This window comes from Sphingobium sp. RAC03, from assembly GCF_001713415.1.
GTDB lineage: Bacteria > Pseudomonadota > Alphaproteobacteria > Sphingomonadales > Sphingomonadaceae > Sphingobium.
Window position 1 is genome coordinate 440,899 of record NZ_CP016456.1, and the last position, 18,865, is coordinate 459,763.

General features: G+C 64.3%; 16 protein-coding genes. 7 read left to right on the forward strand and 9 right to left on the reverse strand.

Annotated elements, in window-relative coordinates:
- Window positions 1-105 precede the first annotated feature (105 nt).
- The 5 genes from mfd (at window position 106) to trmB (ending at window position 6,038) form a co-directional block, all read left to right on the forward strand.
- Window positions 106-3,582 carry a transcription-repair coupling factor gene (mfd, locus tag BSY17_RS06720; RefSeq protein WP_069064923.1) on the forward strand — a complete coding sequence of 1,159 codons (3,477 nt, stop codon included), beginning with the start codon at window positions 106-108 and terminating at the stop codon, window positions 3,580-3,582.
- 110 nt (window positions 3,583-3,692) lie between these two features.
- Window positions 3,693-4,103, forward strand: a complete 411-nt coding sequence (locus BSY17_RS06725; protein WP_037476621.1) for a hypothetical protein — start codon at window positions 3,693-3,695, stop codon at window positions 4,101-4,103.
- Between the two features lie 10 nt (window positions 4,104-4,113).
- Complete coding sequence (locus tag BSY17_RS06730) at window positions 4,114-4,827, forward strand: TorF family putative porin (protein WP_069064924.1); 714 nt, start codon at window positions 4,114-4,116, stop codon at window positions 4,825-4,827.
- A 79-nt stretch (window positions 4,828-4,906) separates the two neighbouring features.
- The gene (locus BSY17_RS06735; RefSeq protein WP_037478795.1) at window positions 4,907-5,302 is read left to right on the forward strand and encodes an MAPEG family protein; all 396 of its coding nucleotides are present in this window, start codon (window positions 4,907-4,909) and stop codon (window positions 5,300-5,302) included.
- A gap of 40 nt (window positions 5,303-5,342) precedes the next feature.
- Window positions 5,343-6,038, forward strand: a complete 696-nt coding sequence (gene trmB / locus BSY17_RS06740; protein WP_069064925.1) for a tRNA (guanine(46)-N(7))-methyltransferase TrmB — start codon at window positions 5,343-5,345, stop codon at window positions 6,036-6,038.
- A gap of 9 nt (window positions 6,039-6,047) precedes the next feature.
- Here the strand turns inward: trmB and BSY17_RS06745 are convergent, their stop codons facing one another.
- The 4 genes from BSY17_RS06745 to BSY17_RS21210 form a co-directional block, all read right to left on the reverse strand.
- A complete protein-coding gene (locus BSY17_RS06745; protein WP_171899199.1) occupies window positions 6,048-6,500 on the reverse strand; it encodes a hypothetical protein in 453 nt (150 codons plus the stop codon).
- A gap of 139 nt (window positions 6,501-6,639) precedes the next feature.
- Window positions 6,640-7,188, reverse strand: coding sequence for a hypothetical protein (locus BSY17_RS06750; RefSeq protein ID WP_043154962.1), 549 nt, complete (start codon window positions 7,186-7,188; stop codon window positions 6,640-6,642).
- A gap of 160 nt (window positions 7,189-7,348) precedes the next feature.
- Window positions 7,349-7,603, reverse strand: coding sequence for a hypothetical protein (locus tag BSY17_RS06755; protein ID WP_069064926.1), 255 nt, complete (start codon window positions 7,601-7,603; stop codon window positions 7,349-7,351).
- A gap of 83 nt (window positions 7,604-7,686) precedes the next feature.
- Window positions 7,687-7,896: a hypothetical protein gene (locus BSY17_RS21210; protein ID WP_096061980.1), complete on the reverse strand. Its 210-nt coding sequence runs from the start codon at window positions 7,894-7,896 to the stop codon at window positions 7,687-7,689.
- Between the two features lie 158 nt (window positions 7,897-8,054).
- On the opposite strand from BSY17_RS21210, the gene BSY17_RS06765 reads away from it, so the two are divergent.
- Together BSY17_RS06765 and BSY17_RS06770 are read left to right on the forward strand one after the other, a co-directional pair.
- Window positions 8,055-9,167, forward strand: coding sequence for a sensor histidine kinase (locus tag BSY17_RS06765; protein WP_069066833.1), 1,113 nt, complete (start codon window positions 8,055-8,057; stop codon window positions 9,165-9,167).
- Between the two features lie 5 nt (window positions 9,168-9,172).
- Window positions 9,173-9,916: a LytR/AlgR family response regulator transcription factor gene (locus BSY17_RS06770; RefSeq protein WP_069066832.1), complete on the forward strand. Its 744-nt coding sequence runs from the start codon at window positions 9,173-9,175 to the stop codon at window positions 9,914-9,916.
- A 181-nt stretch (window positions 9,917-10,097) separates the two neighbouring features.
- Here BSY17_RS06770 and BSY17_RS06775 read toward each other — a convergent pair whose 3' ends face one another.
- The 5 genes from BSY17_RS06775 to BSY17_RS06795 form a co-directional block, all read right to left on the reverse strand.
- Window positions 10,098-10,445, reverse strand: coding sequence for a UrcA family protein (locus BSY17_RS06775; RefSeq protein WP_335681339.1), 348 nt, complete (start codon window positions 10,443-10,445; stop codon window positions 10,098-10,100).
- 527 nt (window positions 10,446-10,972) lie between these two features.
- Window positions 10,973-11,848: a phosphotransferase family protein gene (locus tag BSY17_RS06780; RefSeq protein WP_069064927.1), complete on the reverse strand. Its 876-nt coding sequence runs from the start codon at window positions 11,846-11,848 to the stop codon at window positions 10,973-10,975.
- Window positions 11,849-11,909: 61 nt separating this feature from the next.
- Window positions 11,910-14,525: a calcium-binding protein gene (locus tag BSY17_RS06785; RefSeq protein ID WP_069064928.1), complete on the reverse strand. Its 2,616-nt coding sequence runs from the start codon at window positions 14,523-14,525 to the stop codon at window positions 11,910-11,912.
- A gap of 66 nt (window positions 14,526-14,591) precedes the next feature.
- On the reverse strand, window positions 14,592-17,519 hold the full coding sequence (locus tag BSY17_RS22080) for a calcium-binding protein (RefSeq protein ID WP_069064929.1): 2,928 nt from the start codon (window positions 17,517-17,519) through the stop codon (window positions 14,592-14,594).
- A 163-nt stretch (window positions 17,520-17,682) separates the two neighbouring features.
- Window positions 17,683-18,735 carry an ArsO family NAD(P)H-dependent flavin-containing monooxygenase gene (locus BSY17_RS06795; protein WP_069064930.1) on the reverse strand — a complete coding sequence of 351 codons (1,053 nt, stop codon included), beginning with the start codon at window positions 18,733-18,735 and terminating at the stop codon, window positions 17,683-17,685.
- Window positions 18,736-18,865: the final 130 nt, after the last annotated feature.

Here is an 18,865-nt window from a genome sequence, read left to right on the forward strand (position 1 = left end):
TGGCCGCAGGCCAGACGGAGGGGTGTCACCCTGTCGATGGGGCGACACCCCTCCACCACTTCGTGGTCCCCCTCCCCTTCCAGGGGAGGATTTAAGAGCGAACATATGACCGATCTCCAAACCATCCTCCGCGCCAAAGCCCCGCTGACCCTGTCGGGCGTCCCTGCCGGGTTCCAACCCTGGCTGCTCGCTGACATCGCCCGCGCGGCCTATGGATCGGGCCAGGCCCGCGCGCTGTTCATCGCCGCCGATGAGCAGCAGATGCGCGCCATCGCCGACACCGCCCATTATTTCGCGCCGGAGATCGGGATCATCGAAATCCCCGCCTGGGACTGCCTGCCCTATGACCGGGCCAGCCCCTCGCTGCGCGCCGCCTCCGCGCGCCTGGCGGGCCTGCACGCGCTGCAGGCCGCACCCAAGGCACCGCAGCTGGTCGTCACCACGCTCGCCGCCATGACGCAGCGGACGCTCACCCCCTTCCGCGTGCGGCAACTGGTCGCGCATCTCGCGCCCAAGGAGCGAATCGCGATCACGCGCCTCGCCGCGATGCTCCAGGGCAATGGCTATGTCCGCACCGACACCGTGCATGATCGCGGCGAGTTCGCCATTCGCGGCGGCATTGTCGATCTGTTCCCCGGCGGCGAAGAGCAACCGCTCCGCCTCGACTTTTTCGGCGACGAGATCGAAACCGTCCGCCGCTTCGACGCCGCCGATCAGCGCACCACCGGCAGCATCGACGGCTTCACCCTGCTCCCCGCTTCCGAAGCGCTGCTGGACGAGGAAACCATCAAGCGGTTCCGCAGCCGCTATCGCGAAACCTTCGGCGCGACCGCCACCGGCGATCCGCTCTATCAGGCGGTCAGCGAAGGCCGACGCCTCGCGGGCATGGAACATTGGCTGCCCTTGTTCGAGGACAAGCTGGTGCCGCTCGCGGACCATATCGGCGCGGACACCGTCATCATCCGCGACCATGGCGTCGCCGGTGCCGCCGATGCCCGGTTCGAGGCGATCCGCGACTATCATGCCAACCGGGTCCAGGCCAAAACCTCCGACCCCGGTGCCTATCGGCCATTGAAGCCCGACCTGCTCTATCTCGACGCCGCCGAATGGAACGCAGCCGTCGCCACCCGGCCGATGCACGCCACCACCCCCTTCCACGAGCCGGCCAGCGCCGAGGTGCTGGACTTCGCGGTCGATGGCCCGCGCGACTTCGCCCCCGAACGCGCGCAGAATATCAACATCTACGAAGCGGTCGGCAAACATATCGCCGCGCTGCAACGCGCGAAGAAAAAGGTAGTGATCGCCAGCTATTCGGGCGGCGCGCGCGAACGATTGTCCGGCCTGCTGCTCGACCATGGAGTCAAGCGCCTCGCCGCCGCCGATGGCTGGCAGGAAGCGCTCGGCATCGCCGCCAATGGCAGCGTGACGCTCACCGTCCTGCCGCTCGACCATGGCTTTGCCGCGCCCGACGTCGCGGTCCTGACCGAACAGGATATGCTGGGCGACCGGCTCGTCCGCCGCGCCAAGCGCAAGAAGAATACCGACGCCTTCCTTGCGGAACTCGCCACCCTGTCGCCCGGCGACCTCGTCGTCCACATGGACCATGGCATTGGCCGCTATGAAGGGCTGACCCAGATTCCGGTCAGCAAGACGGCGCATGACTGCGTAGCGCTCAGCTATGCGGGTGGCGACAAACTGTTCGTGCCGGTCGAAAATCTCGAAGTCCTCTCCCGCTACGGATCGGACAGCGATGGCGTGGGCCTCGACAAGCTGGGCGGCGAAGCCTGGCAGCGGCGCAAGGCCAAGATGAAGGAGCGCATCCGCGAAATCGCGGGTGAATTGCTCAAGACCGCCGCCGAACGCGCACTGCGCGCCGCCACCGTCGCCGAGCCCGATGTCGCGGGCTACCCCGCCTTCGTCGATCGCTTCCCCTATCAGGAAACCGAGGATCAGGACCGCGCGATCAGCGACGTGATCGAGGATCTGGGATCGGGCAAGCCGATGGATCGCCTCGTCTGCGGCGACGTGGGCTTCGGCAAGACCGAAGTCGCCCTGCGCGCCGCCTTCGTCGCGGCGATGGCGGGGATGCAGGTCGTCCTCATCTGCCCCACCACCCTGCTCGCGCGCCAGCATCATATGCAGTTCGAGGAACGCTTCCGCGGCTTCCCCGTCAATATCGGTCGCCTCTCCCGCCTCGTCACCGACAAGGAGGCGAAGGCGGTCAAAGCGGGCCTCGCCGACGGCACGGTCGATATTGTTGTCGGCACCCATGCGCTGCTGACCAAGGGCATCGACTTCAAGCGGCTCGGCCTCGTCATCGTCGATGAGGAACAGCGCTTCGGCGTCACCCACAAGGAACGCTTGAAGTCCTTGAAGACCGACGTCCATGTCCTCACCCTGACCGCCACGCCGATCCCGCGCACGTTGCAAATGGCGATGTCGGGCCTGCGCGAACTCTCGGTCATTCAGACCCCGCCGGTCGATCGCCTCGCGGTCCGCACCTATATCATGCCCTGGGACGGCATCGTCATCCGCGAAGCACTGCTACGCGAACATTATCGCGGCGGGCAGAGCTTCTTCGTCGTTCCCCGCATCGCCGACCTGACGGAGATTGAAGAGTTTCTGCGCAACGAAGTCCCCGAAATCAAGGCCGTCGTCGCCCATGGCCAGATGTCGGCGACCGAAGTGGAGGAACGCATGTCCTCCTTCTACGACAAGCGCTACGATGTGCTGCTCTCGACCACCATCGTCGAATCCGGCCTGGATATCCCCAGCGCCAACACGCTCATCATCCACCGCGCTGACCGTTTCGGCCTCGCCCAGCTCTATCAGCTGCGCGGCCGGGTCGGCCGGTCCAAGACGCGCGCCTATGCCTATATGACGACGCCCGCCAACCGCATCATTACCGAGACGGCGGAAAAGCGCTTGAAGGTCTTGTCCGACCTCGACACGCTCGGCGCAGGGTTCCAGCTCGCCTCCCACGATCTCGACATTCGCGGCGCGGGCAATCTCGTCGGCGACGAACAGTCGGGCCATATCCGCGAAGTCGGCTTCGAACTTTACCAATCGATGCTGGAGGAAGCGATCATCGATGCCAAGGCGGGCGGGGTCGGCCTCGAAATCCGCCGCGACAGCTTCTCGCCCCAGATCAGCGTCGATGCGCCGATCATGATCCCCGACGATTATGTCCCCGACCTTGACCTCCGCATGGGTCTCTATCGCCGCCTCAACGAGTTGGAGGACCGCCAAGCGCTCGAATCCTTCGCCGCCGAACTGATCGACCGTTTCGGCAAGCTGCCTGCGCCAACCCAAAACCTGCTCAAGATCATCGAGATCAAGCAGAATTGCGTGAAGGCCAATATCGCCAAGATCGATGTCGGGCAAAAGGGCGCGCTGGTCAGCTTCTTCGAAGACAGTTTCCCCAATCCGGCGGGCCTCATCGCCTATGTCCAGCGGCTCGACGGCGTCGCCCGGCTGCGCCCCGACAGCAAGATCGTGGTCAACCGCGCCTGGGCCGATTCCGCCGCGCGGCTCAACGGCGCGCTGCAATTGTCGAAGGGGCTGGCCAAGGCTGCGGCGTGACCAGGCAGGACTTTGTTGCCCTTCGGCAATGAGCTGGCAACAGTGCGGACCTACATCCGCGGCAGGCGATCGGACAACATAGCCCGACGCCGCAACGCAGGAGAATGATAATGAGCCTAACTCTCATCGCGCTGGCGGCCGCTGCCGCCACGCATAGCGTAACCCTCGATCATCATGGCACGTCGATGCAGGCGCTCTACACCGCCCGCGCCGATGTCGAAGCGCGTACCGTGGGCGCAAAGACGCCCAACCGCATGGACATGCAGCGGTGCAAGTGGACCGCAACGGTCGTCGTCGATCGCAAGCTCGACCATGGCCCCGCGCTCGCCCGCACCCTCGCCAGCGATACGCGCTTTTCCGGCAGCGAAGCCGGTGCCTGCGCACGCGACGACCGGCTGGAACAGCGGGTGCTGGCCCAGCATGGCGATCGCATCCAATCGACGCTGGTCGCAATGGCGGAGCGCGATCGCGCGCCGCTGATGGCCGAACTGGATTCGGTGCGCGCGCTTGCGTCGAACTGATCCCACAAGAATGCGGGTGGCATGGGCAACAGCGTTCGGGCTCGCCGTCCATGCCCTTCCCGCGGTCGCGCAGGATCGCGGCCTTGCCGCCACGATCGAAGCCGCCAGCGACGAACGCCGCCGGGGCCTCAGCTGGAGCGATGGCGATCCGGTGCTGCGCAGCACCCTGTCCGTCCCCGTCACCTCCGGCCTCAGCCTCGATGGCGCAGCCACCACCCTATGGGGCAGCGCCCGCCATGGCGGCGCCGACGCGGCGATCGACATCGGCCCAAGCTGGTCGCAGCAGATTGGCGGCTGGCGGCTGACCGCCCAGGGCCGCTATCATCTTTTCCCCGGTGCCTCGGATCAGGGCTATGGCGAAGTCGGCGCACAGGCGGGCTTCCTCATCGGCCCGGCCAGCGTCGATATCGCCGCTCATTATGCCCCGCGCCAATCGGCGATCGGCGGCGACAATCTCTATGTCTCCGCCGCCGCCGCCGTCGCCGTCCCCGGCACGCCCTTCACCGTATCGGGCCATGTCGGCCGCTCGTCGGGCAGCGTGCGCGATCCCCTCGCCGCCGCCCGCCTCCGCCCCGATGGCAATTATTGGGACCATGGCGTCGCGCTCGACTGGTATCGCGGCCAATGGTTCGCCGGCATCCGCTATGCCGGCAGCAGCATCGACGGCCCCGCCCGCACCCATGCCGGCGACCGGCTGATCGCCCGCGTCGGCTTTAGCCTCTAAGCGCGCGCCGCATCCAGCGCTTGTCGCGCCCGCCGCAATGCCATAGCGTGCGCCCCTTATCCCAATGGAGGCGCGCGCTATGGCTGTCGAACTGACGATACTGGCATGGTCGATGGTCCTGCTGCTCGTCCACATCTTCGCAGCGGCGCATTTCAAGACCAAACAATATGGCCCGCGCTGGAACATGGGCGCGCGCGACGAAAAACTCCCGCCGCTCCATCCCCTCGCCGGACGCCTCACCCGCGCCCAGGCCAATTTTCAGGAAACCCTGCCGATCGCCATGGTCGCGCTGATCGGCGTGGTCCTCGCCGACCGCACCAGCGACACGACCGCGCTCGGCGCCTGGATCTGGCTCGGCGCGCGCCTCGCCTATCTCCCCGTCTACGCGCTCGGCATCCCGATGATCCGCACGCTGATCTTCCTCGTCAGCCTGATCGGTCTCGGCATGGTCCTCTGGCCCCTGCTCGGCCTCTGACCCTTGCCCCGCACGCCCGCGCCCGCTAAGCGGCCGCCCCATGACAGCGCATAAACCCGGCGATCCGACCACGCTCAACCGCCTCTATGGCCGCCAGTCGGGGCACAAGCTGCGCCAAGCGCAGCAGGAACTGGTCGATACCCTATTGCCCGCCGTGTCCGTGCCGGACGAAGGCCCGATCACCGCCGCTGATCTGTTCGGCTATGACCGCCCACTCCATTTCGAGATCGGCTTCGGCGGCGGCGAGCATATGGCTTGGCGCGCCGATCTGCTGCCCGACCATGGCTTCATCGGCTGCGAGCCGTTCCTGAACGGTGTCGTCACCGCGCTTGGCCATATTCGCGACGGCGCGCTCGGCAATGTCCGCCTCCATATGGGCGATGCCCTGACCGTGCTGAGCCGCATCCCCGACGGATCGCTCAGCTTCGTCTATCTGCTCCATCCCGACCCCTGGCCCAAGGCGCGCCACGCCAAGCGCCGGATGATGAACCCCGGCCCGGTCGCGATGATCGCGCGCAAGCTCAAGCCCGGCGGCGAATTCCGCTTCGGCACCGATCACCCTGTCTATCTGCGCTGGGCGCTGATGGTGATGAACGGCCATCCCGATTTCGACTGGCTGGCCAGCGACCCCAAGGATTTCCTCACCCGCCCCGGCGGCTGGCCCGAAACCCGCTATGAGGCCAAGGCCCGGCGGCTGGGCCATGAAGTCTGGTATTTCCGCTATCGCAAGCGCTGAGCCGCAGGCTCAGTCCGCCCCCTCGAATAGCGCGGGCGGCGCGCCATGGGCGTCGGGCCATGCCAGATAGGCCACGTCTGTCGGCCCCACGACGAAATCGCGGACCCGCCACGCACTGCCCGTCCGCTGCAACAGCGCATAAACATCCGGCCCATCGAGCATCCCGGTGCGCAACCGCTCGGCATGGCGCGTCCGGGTAAAATCGATCGCATCACCGGCCGTCGTCTGCGGCACGACATGGGCGAAGGCCCAGTCGCCCTGCACGCGCAAGGCCCGCACCACGAATTGCACTGGTTGCCCAAGGTCACGCGCAATCTGTGGCCGCAACGCATCCAGCATCGCCCGCCGCTGCGGATCGCCGACGCCGACATCGCGCACGACAGCCGCAGGGGCCGCCCCAACCGATGGGGTCGCCACCGATCCGATCAGGATCGAAGCCATAGCCGCGATCTTGCCCATCATCCGCATCGTTTCGCTCCCCTATGGCCGACCCGGACCAGGCCAACCCCCGATATGACAACGGCGCAGCGAACCACGTCCGCTGCGCCGTCAGTTTCGCCAATCCCCGCCTCCCCCCGGATGCGGGCATCAACGTCCAGTGTCAGTTCGCCTTGCTCAGATCGACCTTCTCGACCCATTCGGGGTAGAAGCTCGGCTCACGATTGGACCAGCCCGCCGCCGTCGCCGCCGCCTCGCTGATCGACTGCAACAAGATGCGCCGCTTTTCAGGGTGAAGATGCGGCAGGCTCGCCGCCGCGCAAAAGGCACCGGGCAGCCAGGGCCGCGCACCCGCGCCCAGAAGCCGCTCGTATAGGAAACGATAGGAGGAAAAGCTCGCCAGCCGGTCCTGCCCCAGATCGAAGGCGGAGATGGTCACCAGCGGGGCCATGAACGGTTCCACCTGCTCCAACCCGCTATCGTCGGGCACCCGCGCCTTGATCTCGTCCAGCCGCCCATAGATGCGCGCTTGCGCCCGGATGGAGGCTTCCTCGACCATGTCGCGCGACCATAGCTTCATCGCGTCGCGGCGATGCAGGCCGATGTCGAGCGACCGGCGAATATAACGTTGCGTGGCAGACGAGAAGCTCGCGAACTCGCGCAGTTCCGCCAAGGTGATGGCGCCGTCTGCTGGTTTTGCACTCGTACCCATGTTCATGCCCTCCGACGTGTAGTCGATCGTCAGAACATGCGCCCTCTATGGTTACTGAAGGCTTAAGCGCCTGTTCCGCCGCCGTTCACAAGGGATCAGATTTCCTTGTGCAGCGCAACATGTAAATCGGATGACAATCATCATTTGGTCGCGTCGCCCGTTACGCTCCCGGTCGCCGCGCCAGCACCGCGCCGATCATGCTGCGCCACACCGCCACATCGCCTGCCTGCGCCATCTGCGCGTCCGGTTCGCGCAACGTATGCAATATGGCATAGGCGTCCTCGACATGGTCCTGCCACGCCGCATCCACGGCCCCTGAAGCATGGGGATCGCTGCCTTCGCCATTATGGCTCAGATGCCGTCCGGCCAGGACGCGGGCAATGCGCTCGACGGCGGGGGTTGCGGATGTCGGCATGGGGTGCAGGCTCCTCTCGTTACGGGCGGCGATGGCTTCACCTGCCGCCCGCAAACTCTATCATCGTTCGGATCGAAAAACTATCAATCCTCCGGCGTAAAGCCCGAAGATGGCACGGGTTCACCCTTGTCACCGGGTCGCGTGCTGGATGGCGGATCGGATGCGTCCATCGAATCCTCCAATTCCTCGTCCAGCTTTTCCTCGGCATCGCGAACATGGTCCTGCGCGTCGCTGCTGCGCGCCGCGTCGGCTTGCTCGTGGGCCTTGGTCTGGGAATGATCAATCGGGGTCATGCGTCTCTCCTCCTCAATGCCACACAGGCATCTCCCTCGATCAACGGGCCGGGCCGCATCCCGGTTCCCGCGCGCCGTTCGACCAACGCGCCAACCGCTTCGACCAGCAGCCACGCGATGGGGCGACAAGCGTGACGCACGCGCGTAAACAGGATGCCATGACAAATGCGCCCGACGACGGCGAACGCGGCATTTCGCCTGCGATCGCGCTCTATTCCATTCTCGGCTTCTGGTTATTCTATGCCGTGCTGGTCACGCTGCGCGCCACGGTCATGGGCTTCGATGCCCCCTATGAGCTGGCCGCCCGCCGGGCCATCGTCACCGTCATCGGCATCGTCACGACCTGGATCTTCTACCTGATGCTCCGCCGCTTCGACACGAAGCCCTTGAGCGTCCGCGTCGTCGCTGCCTTCTCGCTCGCCGCGCCCTTCGCGCTCGCCATGGCATCGGCCAATTTCTACATGTTCAACGTCTATGATCCGGTCAACATCTTCACCGATGGCGACCGGATGAAATATCGCAGCGAAGAACATTTCGCGCTGATCCAGATCGTCGAGGATGCGATCAGCCGCTATTTCTTCCTCTCCGCCTGGGCCGCGCTCTACCTCGCTCTGTCCTACGCCAGCGAAGTCCACCGCACCGAACGCCGCGCCGCCCGGCTGGAACGCGCCGCGCAGCAGGCCGAACTGCGCTCGCTCCGCTATCAGGTGAACCCGCATTTCCTGTTCAATACGCTCAACAGCCTCTCGACCCTCGTCATGCGTAACAAGCCCGACGAAGCGGAAAAGATGATCCTGTCGCTCTCCAACTTCTACCGCACCAGCCTGACCGGCGATCCGCTGGACGACGTGCCGTTGGCGGAGGAAGTCCATCTCCAGCAGCTTTATCTCGATATTGAAGGCGTCCGCTTCCCCGAACGGCTGACCAGCGTCATCGACATTCCCGCCGACCTGATGACCGCCTGCGTCCCCGGCCTCATCCTGCAGCCGCTCGTTGAAAATGCGATCAAATATGGTGTCTCGCGCACGTCCAGCCCGGTGCAGATCCGCATCACCGCCCGCGCCGATGGCGACCTGATGCATATCAATGTCACTGACGATGGCGACCAGCCGCCCGGCGAAGCCGATCGCGGCAGCGGCATCGGGCTCGCCAATGTCCGCGACCGGCTGACCGCACGCTTTGGCGATCAGGGCCGCATCGCTTATGGTCCGCGTGAGGGCGGCGGTTTCTCCGTCCTCATCACCCTCCCCATCATCCGCCAGAGTTGCTGATCCCCATGTCCATCCGCACCATGATCGTCGATGACGAACCGCTCGCGATCGAGCGGCTGCAGATGTTGTGCGCGCGCGAACCGCGCCTGACGCTCTGCGGCACCGCCAGCGACGGCGAAGCCGCGCTGCGCCTCATCGAAGCGCTCAAGCCCGACCTCGTCATGCTCGACATCGCCATGCCGCTGCTCGACGGCATCGGCGTCGCCCGCGCGGTCAGCCGCATGGGCCTGCGCCCCGCCATCATCTTCGTGACCGCCTTCGAAGGCTTTGCGGTCGAGGCCTTCGATCTTGCTGCCGTCGATTATCTGCTCAAGCCCGTCGCGCATGACCGGCTGACCCGCGCGATCGACCGGGTAGAGGCTGCGCGCAGCCTGGCCCCCACCGATGCTCCCGCTATTTCAACCGAAGCGCAACCCGACTGGGCCGAGGAATTCTGGGTGCCACACCGCTCCGAACTCATCCGCATCGCCACCGACCAGATCGACCGGATCGAGGCGGAGCGCGACTATATGCGCCTCCATGTCGGCACCCACAGCTACCTCCTCCACCAGACGATCAGCAGCCTGGAGGAACGGCTCGACCCGCAGCAATTCGTCCGCCTCCACCGCTCCCACATCGTCCGCCGCGACCATATAGCCCGCCTGCGCCACGACGGCAGCGGCGTATGGTTCGCCGCCCTCGCCGACGGCAGTGAAATCCGCATCGGCCGCACCTTCCTCGCCAACGCCAGAGCCATGACCGGCCGCTGACCAATCCTCCCCTGTAAGGGGAGGGGGACCACGAAGTGGTGGAGGGGTGTCACCCTATCGAGAGCGTGACACCCCTCCGTCAGGGCTACGCCCTGCCACCTCCCCTGCCAGGGGAGGATGCCGAAACACAAAAAAGGCCCGGCAGTCACCGGGCCTTCTCTTCATCACGTCGCGCTACCGATCAGTTCGCGACCAGCGGCAACCCATCCTTGCCGCGCGCATCGGCATAACGTTCGCTCGTCTCGGCCCGCGCGATCGCCGCGCTGATCGGCGCTTCGACGCGGGCGATCGCCTTGGCCTTGCACGCCTGCTCGGTGGCGAGGTCGCTGGCGGCGCACACCCGCTTGGCGGCACGCGCGATGCGGCTGCGCAACTGTGCCTGATGCGCAGGGTTCGAAAGGTCGAGGTCGCCATGATAGACCGGGCTGGTGCGGCCATTGGAGGCGAAATCCTCGGCGGAAGCGGCACCGGCGCTGGCGAACAGGATGGCGGAAGCGGCGGCGGCAAACAGGGTCGAACGGAACATCATCTATCTCCTTACAAAATCTGGTTTAGCCGGTCCGCCGCCAAAGGGGGGGCTGCGCAGCGGGCCGGGGTGCGAACGGGGGGAGCCGGGGTCTTGGGGTCGGCGTCCTGCCCCGTTCGCCCATTCTGTTTAGCCCCGCACCCCGCCCGATGCCCGCCCGCTTCGACCGGCAGCCCGCGTCATCGGCGAACGACGCCTGCACCGACGAAGCGCAAAATCACGCCGACAAACCGCAGGACGAACGACATCTCGCCCCGCCACGAACGACATGTGCCGTAACGGAAAGCGCGAATCGTAACGATGGGAGGGACAATAGAAAACGCCCCCGGCGCAAGGGATGGCCGGGGGCGTATCCAGGTTGCTGTCGGGCACACCGGGATCAGGATAAACTGTCAGGCCGGAGACGACACCATCAGGGCTGAACCGTCTCTGAACTTACCGCCATTATAGGGCAGCGCACGCCCGATGCGCCGTCCGTTCGATAATCGGCCCTCCGCTCCCGCTGGGCGGCATGGACGCGGGATCAACCGTCAATCAGGCCCGACCAACGACATGGGCGCCGCGTCCCGCTCCAGCGGCGGCAGCCCCGCCACCTCCAACGCCTCCACCAGATAGGCCTCGAACGCCGCATCGCGCGACGGCGCCCGCTGCCGCATCCACGCCAGCGCCACCAGCGCCCGCCACGCCGCCAGCGCTTCGGGGTCCAGCCCGGTCAGCGCCCGGTGCCGCCGCACATAATAAGCGCTCGCCGCATCGCGCATCTTCGCCGCGGCCCAGCCCAGTACCGCCGCGCCGCCCTCGCCACCGACATCCCCGCCCGGCCCGAAGCGCATCACCATCTCGGTCCGCACCACATCGGTCGCCGCCATGCCCCGCGCCGCGCGCGACCAGTCGATCACCGCCAGCCCCTCCTCGGTCACGATCAGATTGGCGGGGTGCAGGTCGCCATGCGACAACGCATCGCCCTCGTTCAGCTGGTCCAGCCGGTCGACCGCCGCCGCGCGCAGCCGCTCGCCCACCGGCGCTGCCTCTATGTCGACGCGCAATATCGCCTTGCGACTGCGCAGCGTCGGCACATGGCATTCCGAAATCCGCTGCTGCAACCGCGCCATCTCGCCCAGTGCCCAGCGCCCGCGATGCGGGTTGCGCGCCATATAGGCGAGCAGGTCCGGCCCCGCCATGTCGGCATAGACGATCCCCTGCCGCCCGCCCGCTTCCTGCACGCCATAGGTGCGCGGCACCGGCAGCCCACTCGCCTGCACCGCCCGCGCGATCGCATATTCGCGCGCGACGATGCTGGGGTCGATCCCGTCATGAAACAGCTTCAACACCCGCCCCTCGCCCAGCCGGAACACCTCGGCACTGGCCCCGGCGGCGATGAAGGTGGAAGGATCAGGCAGGCGCATAATGGCGCGCGCTGTGCCGCAGCCAAGCGCGCTTGGCCAGCCCTTTTGCGGCGGGCGCGGCTCAGCCCGCCATGAACATATCCGCGCCAGGAGCCACCACACGATGCTCAAAATAGCCCGTGTCGATATAATGTTCGGTCAGCGCATCGACGTCGCTGCCGAAAGCTGCCGCTAGATCAGGATTGGCCGCCGCATAGGCCAACGCATCGAACCCGTCGACATCCCGGCCTTCTTGCTGCCCTGCCAGAATATAATGGCGCGCAGCCGCGTCATCATCATCGCCCAGGGCGACGATCAGGTCCGCGTTCGACGCAATGTAACGCAAGCCGTCAAAATCGTCGGCCATTCGGCCTTCGCCATAGCCGTTTTTGATGAAATGCTCGGCCGCCGCTTCCACATCCGTACCAATCGCGCCGATCAGATCGCCATAGGACGCGACATATTGCAGCCCGTCGAACAGATCGTCGCTCCGTCCCTCGTCACGACCGCCCTGGATGAAATGGCGCGCCCCGGCGTCCGCGTCCGTCCCGAATGCCTCGATCAGATCGCCATAGGAGGCGATATATTGGAGTCCATCGAACAACGCGTCGCTGCGGCCCTCGACAAAGCCGCCATCGATATAATGGCTTGTCGCGGCCTGCGTATCGGTACCAAAAGCTGCGATCAGATCGTCATAGCCTGCGATATAATCGAGCACATCGAACTCTTTGGCATCGCGCCCTTCGGCAAAGCCGCTCGCCACATAATGCGCGGTCGCGCTATCTGCATCGGATCCGAAGGCAGCGATCAGGTCCCCATAACCAGCGATATAGCGCAACCCGTCGAACGCCGACAAGCTACCCGCCAGATCGGCACTTCCCAGCGCCCCGTTGGCAAAGGCGACATGTTCTACATTCACGATCCGCGAAGCGCCCTCTTCGCCTATGACGAAAGTCGAAGCGCCCGACACGAGATAGTTGTAACTCGCAACGCCACCCGTAAGAACCAGCGTATCGAACCCATCCCCGCCGTCGACGATATTGTGGCCCGTCCCCGGCAACAGGCGATCGTCGCCAGCGCCGCCGTGAATTGTATCGTTACCTGCACCGCCCTCCAGCATATTGGCAAGCTCGTTGCCCTGAATGTCGTCACTGAACGCAGAGCCGACCACATTCTCCACGCTAATGAGACTATCGCCGCCGCCGCCGATCCCGATTGCACCAGAAAGGCCAAGAGTTACGGTTACGCCATTTGTGTACAAGGAATAGTCTATCGTATCGGTACCAAAACCACCGACGAACATGTCGGCCGCTTCGCCGCTGATCAGCCGGTCGTCCCCTTCCTCGCCCCGAAATGTGATAGAACTGCCACTTGATGTCACAACGTCATTGCCTGCACCGCCATAAATTGACAGCCTGACATCTTGTGTTGTGGCCACGATCCTGTCGTCGAAACTGCTCGCTCGTAATTCGGCTAGGCTCTCGATACTGATGATCGTTCCACCACCGATCACCCGCGCTGTTGCGCCGAGGAACTGGTGTGTAGAAATGTCTACGCCCGTCGTCGCGCCGCCGAACGAATAGTAGAGTGTGTCAGCGCCATCTCCTCCATCAACGTCGTCGCCTACACCTGCCCATATGGTGTCTGCACCCGCGCCTGCTGAAACGAAGTCTTTTTCTACGCCGACATCGGCTAGGGCCGATCCATCCTCATTCCTGCCGCCTGTATAGATCAAGTCGGCACCCGCGCCGCCAAACAGCTCGTCGGCACCTTCTCCACCGACCAACACGCTACCATAGTCCGTGCCTCGTATCAGGTCGTCGCCCCGACCGCCGGTCGCGACCCCGTTGCCATAATAGCTGAAGTTCAGGGTAATGATGTCGTTACCGTCGCCGCCATCGCCACTCATCACATCGATCAGCCTGTCGTTGCCCGCACCGCCAAAGGCCGAACCGCCATAAATGATGTCGTCACCATCACCGCCATCAGCAGTACCGTAGTTCATCCGGATAATGTCGTTGCCGGCCTCCCCATATACCCTGGCGCCATATTGCGCTCCAGTCGCATCGACGGTGTCGTCTCCATCACCACCCCAGATCGCACCACCCCAACCAGAATAATAGTCTGCGATGATGGTATCATTACCACCGCGGCCGAATATGTCAGCACCGCTGGGATAATAAGTGTCGATAGAAGCGATGAAATCATCATATTCTCTTCCCTCCAAAAAGCCGATATTCTGGATGTTGGAAATGATTCCGCCGCCGATCGTTATCGACTCGCCGTTTTGCAGCGGACGAAAATCCGCAACCACGCCGGACGTCGCGCCCTGAAAACTAATAAAAAGCCGATTGCCGAAGGAATCATAGCTGCCGCCATCAATATGGTCGCCATAGCCCGCGAAGAAAAAATCGTCCCCCGCACCACCGATCAGCGTGTCGACATCCGCGAAGATATCATCGGAAACAACGCCGGCCAACAAAGGGAAATAGGGTGCCATCATATTGGTGGTCCGACCGAAGGAGAACAGCACATCGCTGCCGTCCCCGCCATTGAGACGATCTGCCCCTGCGCCACCGGCAATATTGTCAGCGCCCTCTCCGCCGCTCAACCAGTCATTTCCCCCCAAACCGGAAATATATTCGTCACTATTGTCGCCCGTATAGATGTCGTCGCCCGCACCACCCGTGAAATCCATCTCACCCTCCTCAACTCATTAAACCCATAACGCAGCAGCGTCATCGGCTTGAACTATCACTACCGCTCAGCCCGCCATGAACATGTCCGCGCCAGGAGCCACCACACGATGCTCAAAATAGCCCGTGTCGATATAATGTTCGGTCAGCGCATCGACGTCGCTGCCGAAAGCGGCAGCCAGATCAGGATTAGCCGCCGCATAGGCCAGCGCATCAAACCCGTCGACATCCCGGCCTTCTTGCTGCCCTGCCAGAATATAATGGCGCGCAGCCGCGTCATCATCATCGCCCAGGGCGACGATCAGGTCCGCGTTCGACGCAATGTAACGCAAGCCGTCAAAATCGTCGGCCATTCGGCCTTCGCCATAGCCGTTTTTGATGAAATGCTCAGCCGCGGCCTCCACATCCGTACCAATCGCGCCGATCAGATCGCCATGGGACGCGACATATTGCAGCCCGTCAAACAGATCGTCGCTCCGTCCCTCGTCACGACCGCCCTGGATGAAATGGCGCGCCCCGGCGTCCGCGTCCGCCCCGAATGTCTCGATCAGATCGCCATAGGAGGCGATATATTGGAGTCCATCGAACAACGCGTCGCTGCGGCCCTCGACAAAGCCGCCATCGATATAATGGCTTGTCGCGGCCTGCGTATCGGTACCAAAAGCTGCGATCAAATCGTCATAGCCTGCGATATAATCGAGCACATCGAACTCTTTGGCATCGCGCCCTTCGGCAAAGCCGCTCGCCACATAATGCGCGGTCGCGCTATCTGCATCGGATCCGAAGGCAGCGATCAGGTCCCCATAACCAGCGATATAGCGCAACCCGTCGAACGCCGACAAGCTACCCGCCAGATCGGCACTTCCCAGCGCCTCGTTGGCAAAAGCCACATGTTCGACATTCACGATTCGCGAAGCGCCCTCTTCGCCTATGATGAAAGTCGAAGCGCCCGACACGAGATAGCTGTAACTTGCAACGCCACCCGTAAGAACCAGCGTATCGAACCCATCCCCGCCGTCGACGATATTGTGGCCCGTCCCCGGCAGCAGGCGATCATCGCCAGCGCCGCCGTCTAAAATGTCGTCCCCGGCGCCGCCCTGCAAGAAATCCCCACCGTCCCCGCCGGCGAGAGCATCATTCCCGCCGCCGCCACTCAGAACGTCATCGCCATTGTCACCCTGTATCTCATCGTCGCCATCGCCGCCGATGATGCGGTCGTCACCCTCGCCGCCAAAGGCAAATGCGCCATCGCGATCGATCAGGATAGTGTCGTTACCCGCTTCGCCGAACAAACGATCAAGACCTGGCGAAACCTCGCTGTTGCGCCCCAGCCCGCCGCGCAGGATGTCATCGCCATCGCCGCCATAGATCATATCGACGCCCAGGCTGCCGGTCAGGTCATCATTTCCGCCCCAACCATCGATGCTGATCCCTTCGGCCGCGCTGCGTACCGCGCCCGCCACGACGACATCATCGAACTGGGTCAACGACAAACCGCTGACATATTCGAACCCAGACAGTGTCCCTCCACCGATGTTCAGGGATCCGCCATTGGTCAACAGCGTCAGGTCAGCGGACACACCACTCGTAGCGCCGGAATAAAAGTTGACGAAAAGGCTGTCGTCGCCGATCCCGCCATCGGCGCTGTCGCCATAGGATATGCTGATGCGGTCGTTGCCCGCACCGCCAAAAAGAATATCGGGATGCTCGTCGAGGCCATAGCCATATTCGCCAAAACCATCGATCCAGTCGTCGCCGTCGCCGCCATAAATGACGTCGCTGCCACTACCCCCGGCAAGATCATCATTGCCCGAATCGCCATAAAGAGTGTCGTCACCGCCCCCGCCACGGATCAGGTCATTGCCATTTCCGCCTTCGATCAGATCGTCGCCATCGCCAGTGCTGCTGATGACGCCGTCGCCATAGAGCTTGTCATCGCCATCATTGCCGCGGACCACATCGTCACCGATGCCGCCGTAGATGGTGTCGTTGTCGCGCCCGCCTTCCAACAGGTCATTGCCCTGGCCACCGGACAGTTCGTCATCGCCGTCGCCACCGGACAACTGGTCGTTGCCGCTGCCGCCAACCAGATAATCATTGCCGGCTTCCCCCGACATGCGGTCGTCGCCTGCATCGCCAAACAGCGTGTCTCCACCGTCTCCGCCTATCATCTGGTCGTTACCGGCACCGCCGAACATCAGGTCATCGCCGCCCAGCCCGGACAGGCTGTCATCGCCGTCGCCACCTTCCAAATTATTGGCCTGGTCGTTGCCGGAGATCGTGTCGGCATGGGCCGATCCCACCACCTGCTCGACATCGACGAACTGATCGCCGTCCGGCCCCTCGCCCCAGTTTGACTGACCCAGGGTGACGGTGACGCCTTGGCCATAGCGGCTGTAATCGACCGTGTCGGTTCCTTCGCCGCCGCTGAAAAAATCGGCCGCCGTCCCGCTGAAAAACCGGTCATCGCCGGCACCACCATAGAGCGTCACGCTGCTGTCATGCGCCGTCACGCTATCAAAACCGTCTCCGGCAAAGATCGTGATCCGCTCGCTTTGAGTCGCCGCATCGATCACATCGCTGGCGCTACTGCCCTCCAGCTGCACCACGATCTCTATGTTGCGGATGGTGCCACCGGCGACGATGCGCGGTGCCTCGCCCAGAAACTGGGACGTCGATATGGTAACCCCGTCTGTCGCGCCATAGAAGGAATAATAAAGCCGGTCCGTTCCCGCTCCACCATCGACATCGTCGCCAGTGCCGACGCCGATGATGTCATCGCCGTCGCCCCCGAATATCTGGTCATGCTCCAGGCCGATATCGACGCCCGTCCAGTCTATCGTGGCACCCGCATAGGGGTCGACCGTGCCGGACCACAGCTTGTCGTTGCCGCCATTGCCGTAAATGATGTCGGCACCGGTCCAGCCGTAGATTTCGTCATCACCGTCCGTGCCGTTAAATACATCATCACCAGGCGAACCAAATGTAACGGCCACAGCATTTCTCCGACTTAAGTGGCTATGGACTGGACAATAAATCCTGGCGGGTCAACTGTTACGACCTCTATGATGCCGAGGATCAGACAGGGTCATCGCCGTGTGCCGTTCCGTGGCCTTGCGTGCGCAGGCGCGCCCCCTCCGCCCGCAAAGCCCCCCTCCCCTAAACCGCCCGCGCCTCGACCAGCCTCGCGGCCAGATCCCGCGCCGTCCGCGCCGCCCCCATCAGCGTGGCCGATCCCGCCCCGCACCAGTCGCCATAGCCCGCCAGCCACAGCCGCGGCGCCTTGATCGACCGCTGCTCCTCCACCAGAACGCGCCCATCCGCCTCCACCACGCCCAGACCCGCCAGATGCGCCAGCGCCGGGCGAAAGCCGGTACACCAGATGATCGCATCGACCGCCGTCTCCGTCCCGTCCGGCCACACCACACCCGTCGCCGTCATCCGCACGAAAGGCCGCCGGGTGCTGAGGTCACCGCGCGCCCGCGCCGCCTTGACCGGCGGCACCATGACGATATCGCCAATGCCGCCCACCGGCACATCGCTTGGCCCTTCCTTCATCCGCGCCACCGCCCGTTCGAACAGCACCCGGCCATCGACATCATCGGGCAGGAACAGCGGATCGTGCGTCGTCACCCAGCTGGTGCGCGCCACCGGCGCCAACTCCGCCACGATCTGCGCCCCGCTATTGCCGCCGCCCACCACCAGCACGCTCTGCCCCGCATAGGCGTCCGGCCCGACATAGTGCGCGGAATGGACCTGCACCCCCGCAAACAGCGCCCGCCCCGCCATGTCGGGAATGAAGGGATGCGACCAGGTGCCCGTCGCGCTGACCACCATCCGCGCGGCAAAGCGCCCCTTGTCGGTAACGACCGCCAGAGCATCGCCCGCCCGCTCGACCGCCGCCACCCGCACCGGCCGCTCGATCGGCAGCGCATAGCGCGCCTCATAGTCGCGCAGATAGGCCAGCACGTCATCGCGCGTCGGATAGCCTTCATGCGCCGGCGGCGGCATCAGCCATCCGGGCAGCGAACTATAGCCAGCGGGCGAAAACAGCCGCAACGACTCCCACCCATGCCGCCACGCCCCGCCCGGCCCGTCTTCCGCATCCAAAATCAGGAAATCCGCCCCCGCCCGGCGCAGATAATAGCCGAGCGCCACCCCCATCTGCCCGCCCCCGATGATGACGATATCGCGTGGGACAGGATCGGTCATGGCATCACATCCTCAATCGGCGCACCGCCCGTCCGCCAGCCCGGCGGCGATGCAGGCGGCAGGATCAGGCAGAGGCACGGTAACGCCGAACGTGCGCCAGCAAGACGCACTTGGCCAGACATTTCGCGGG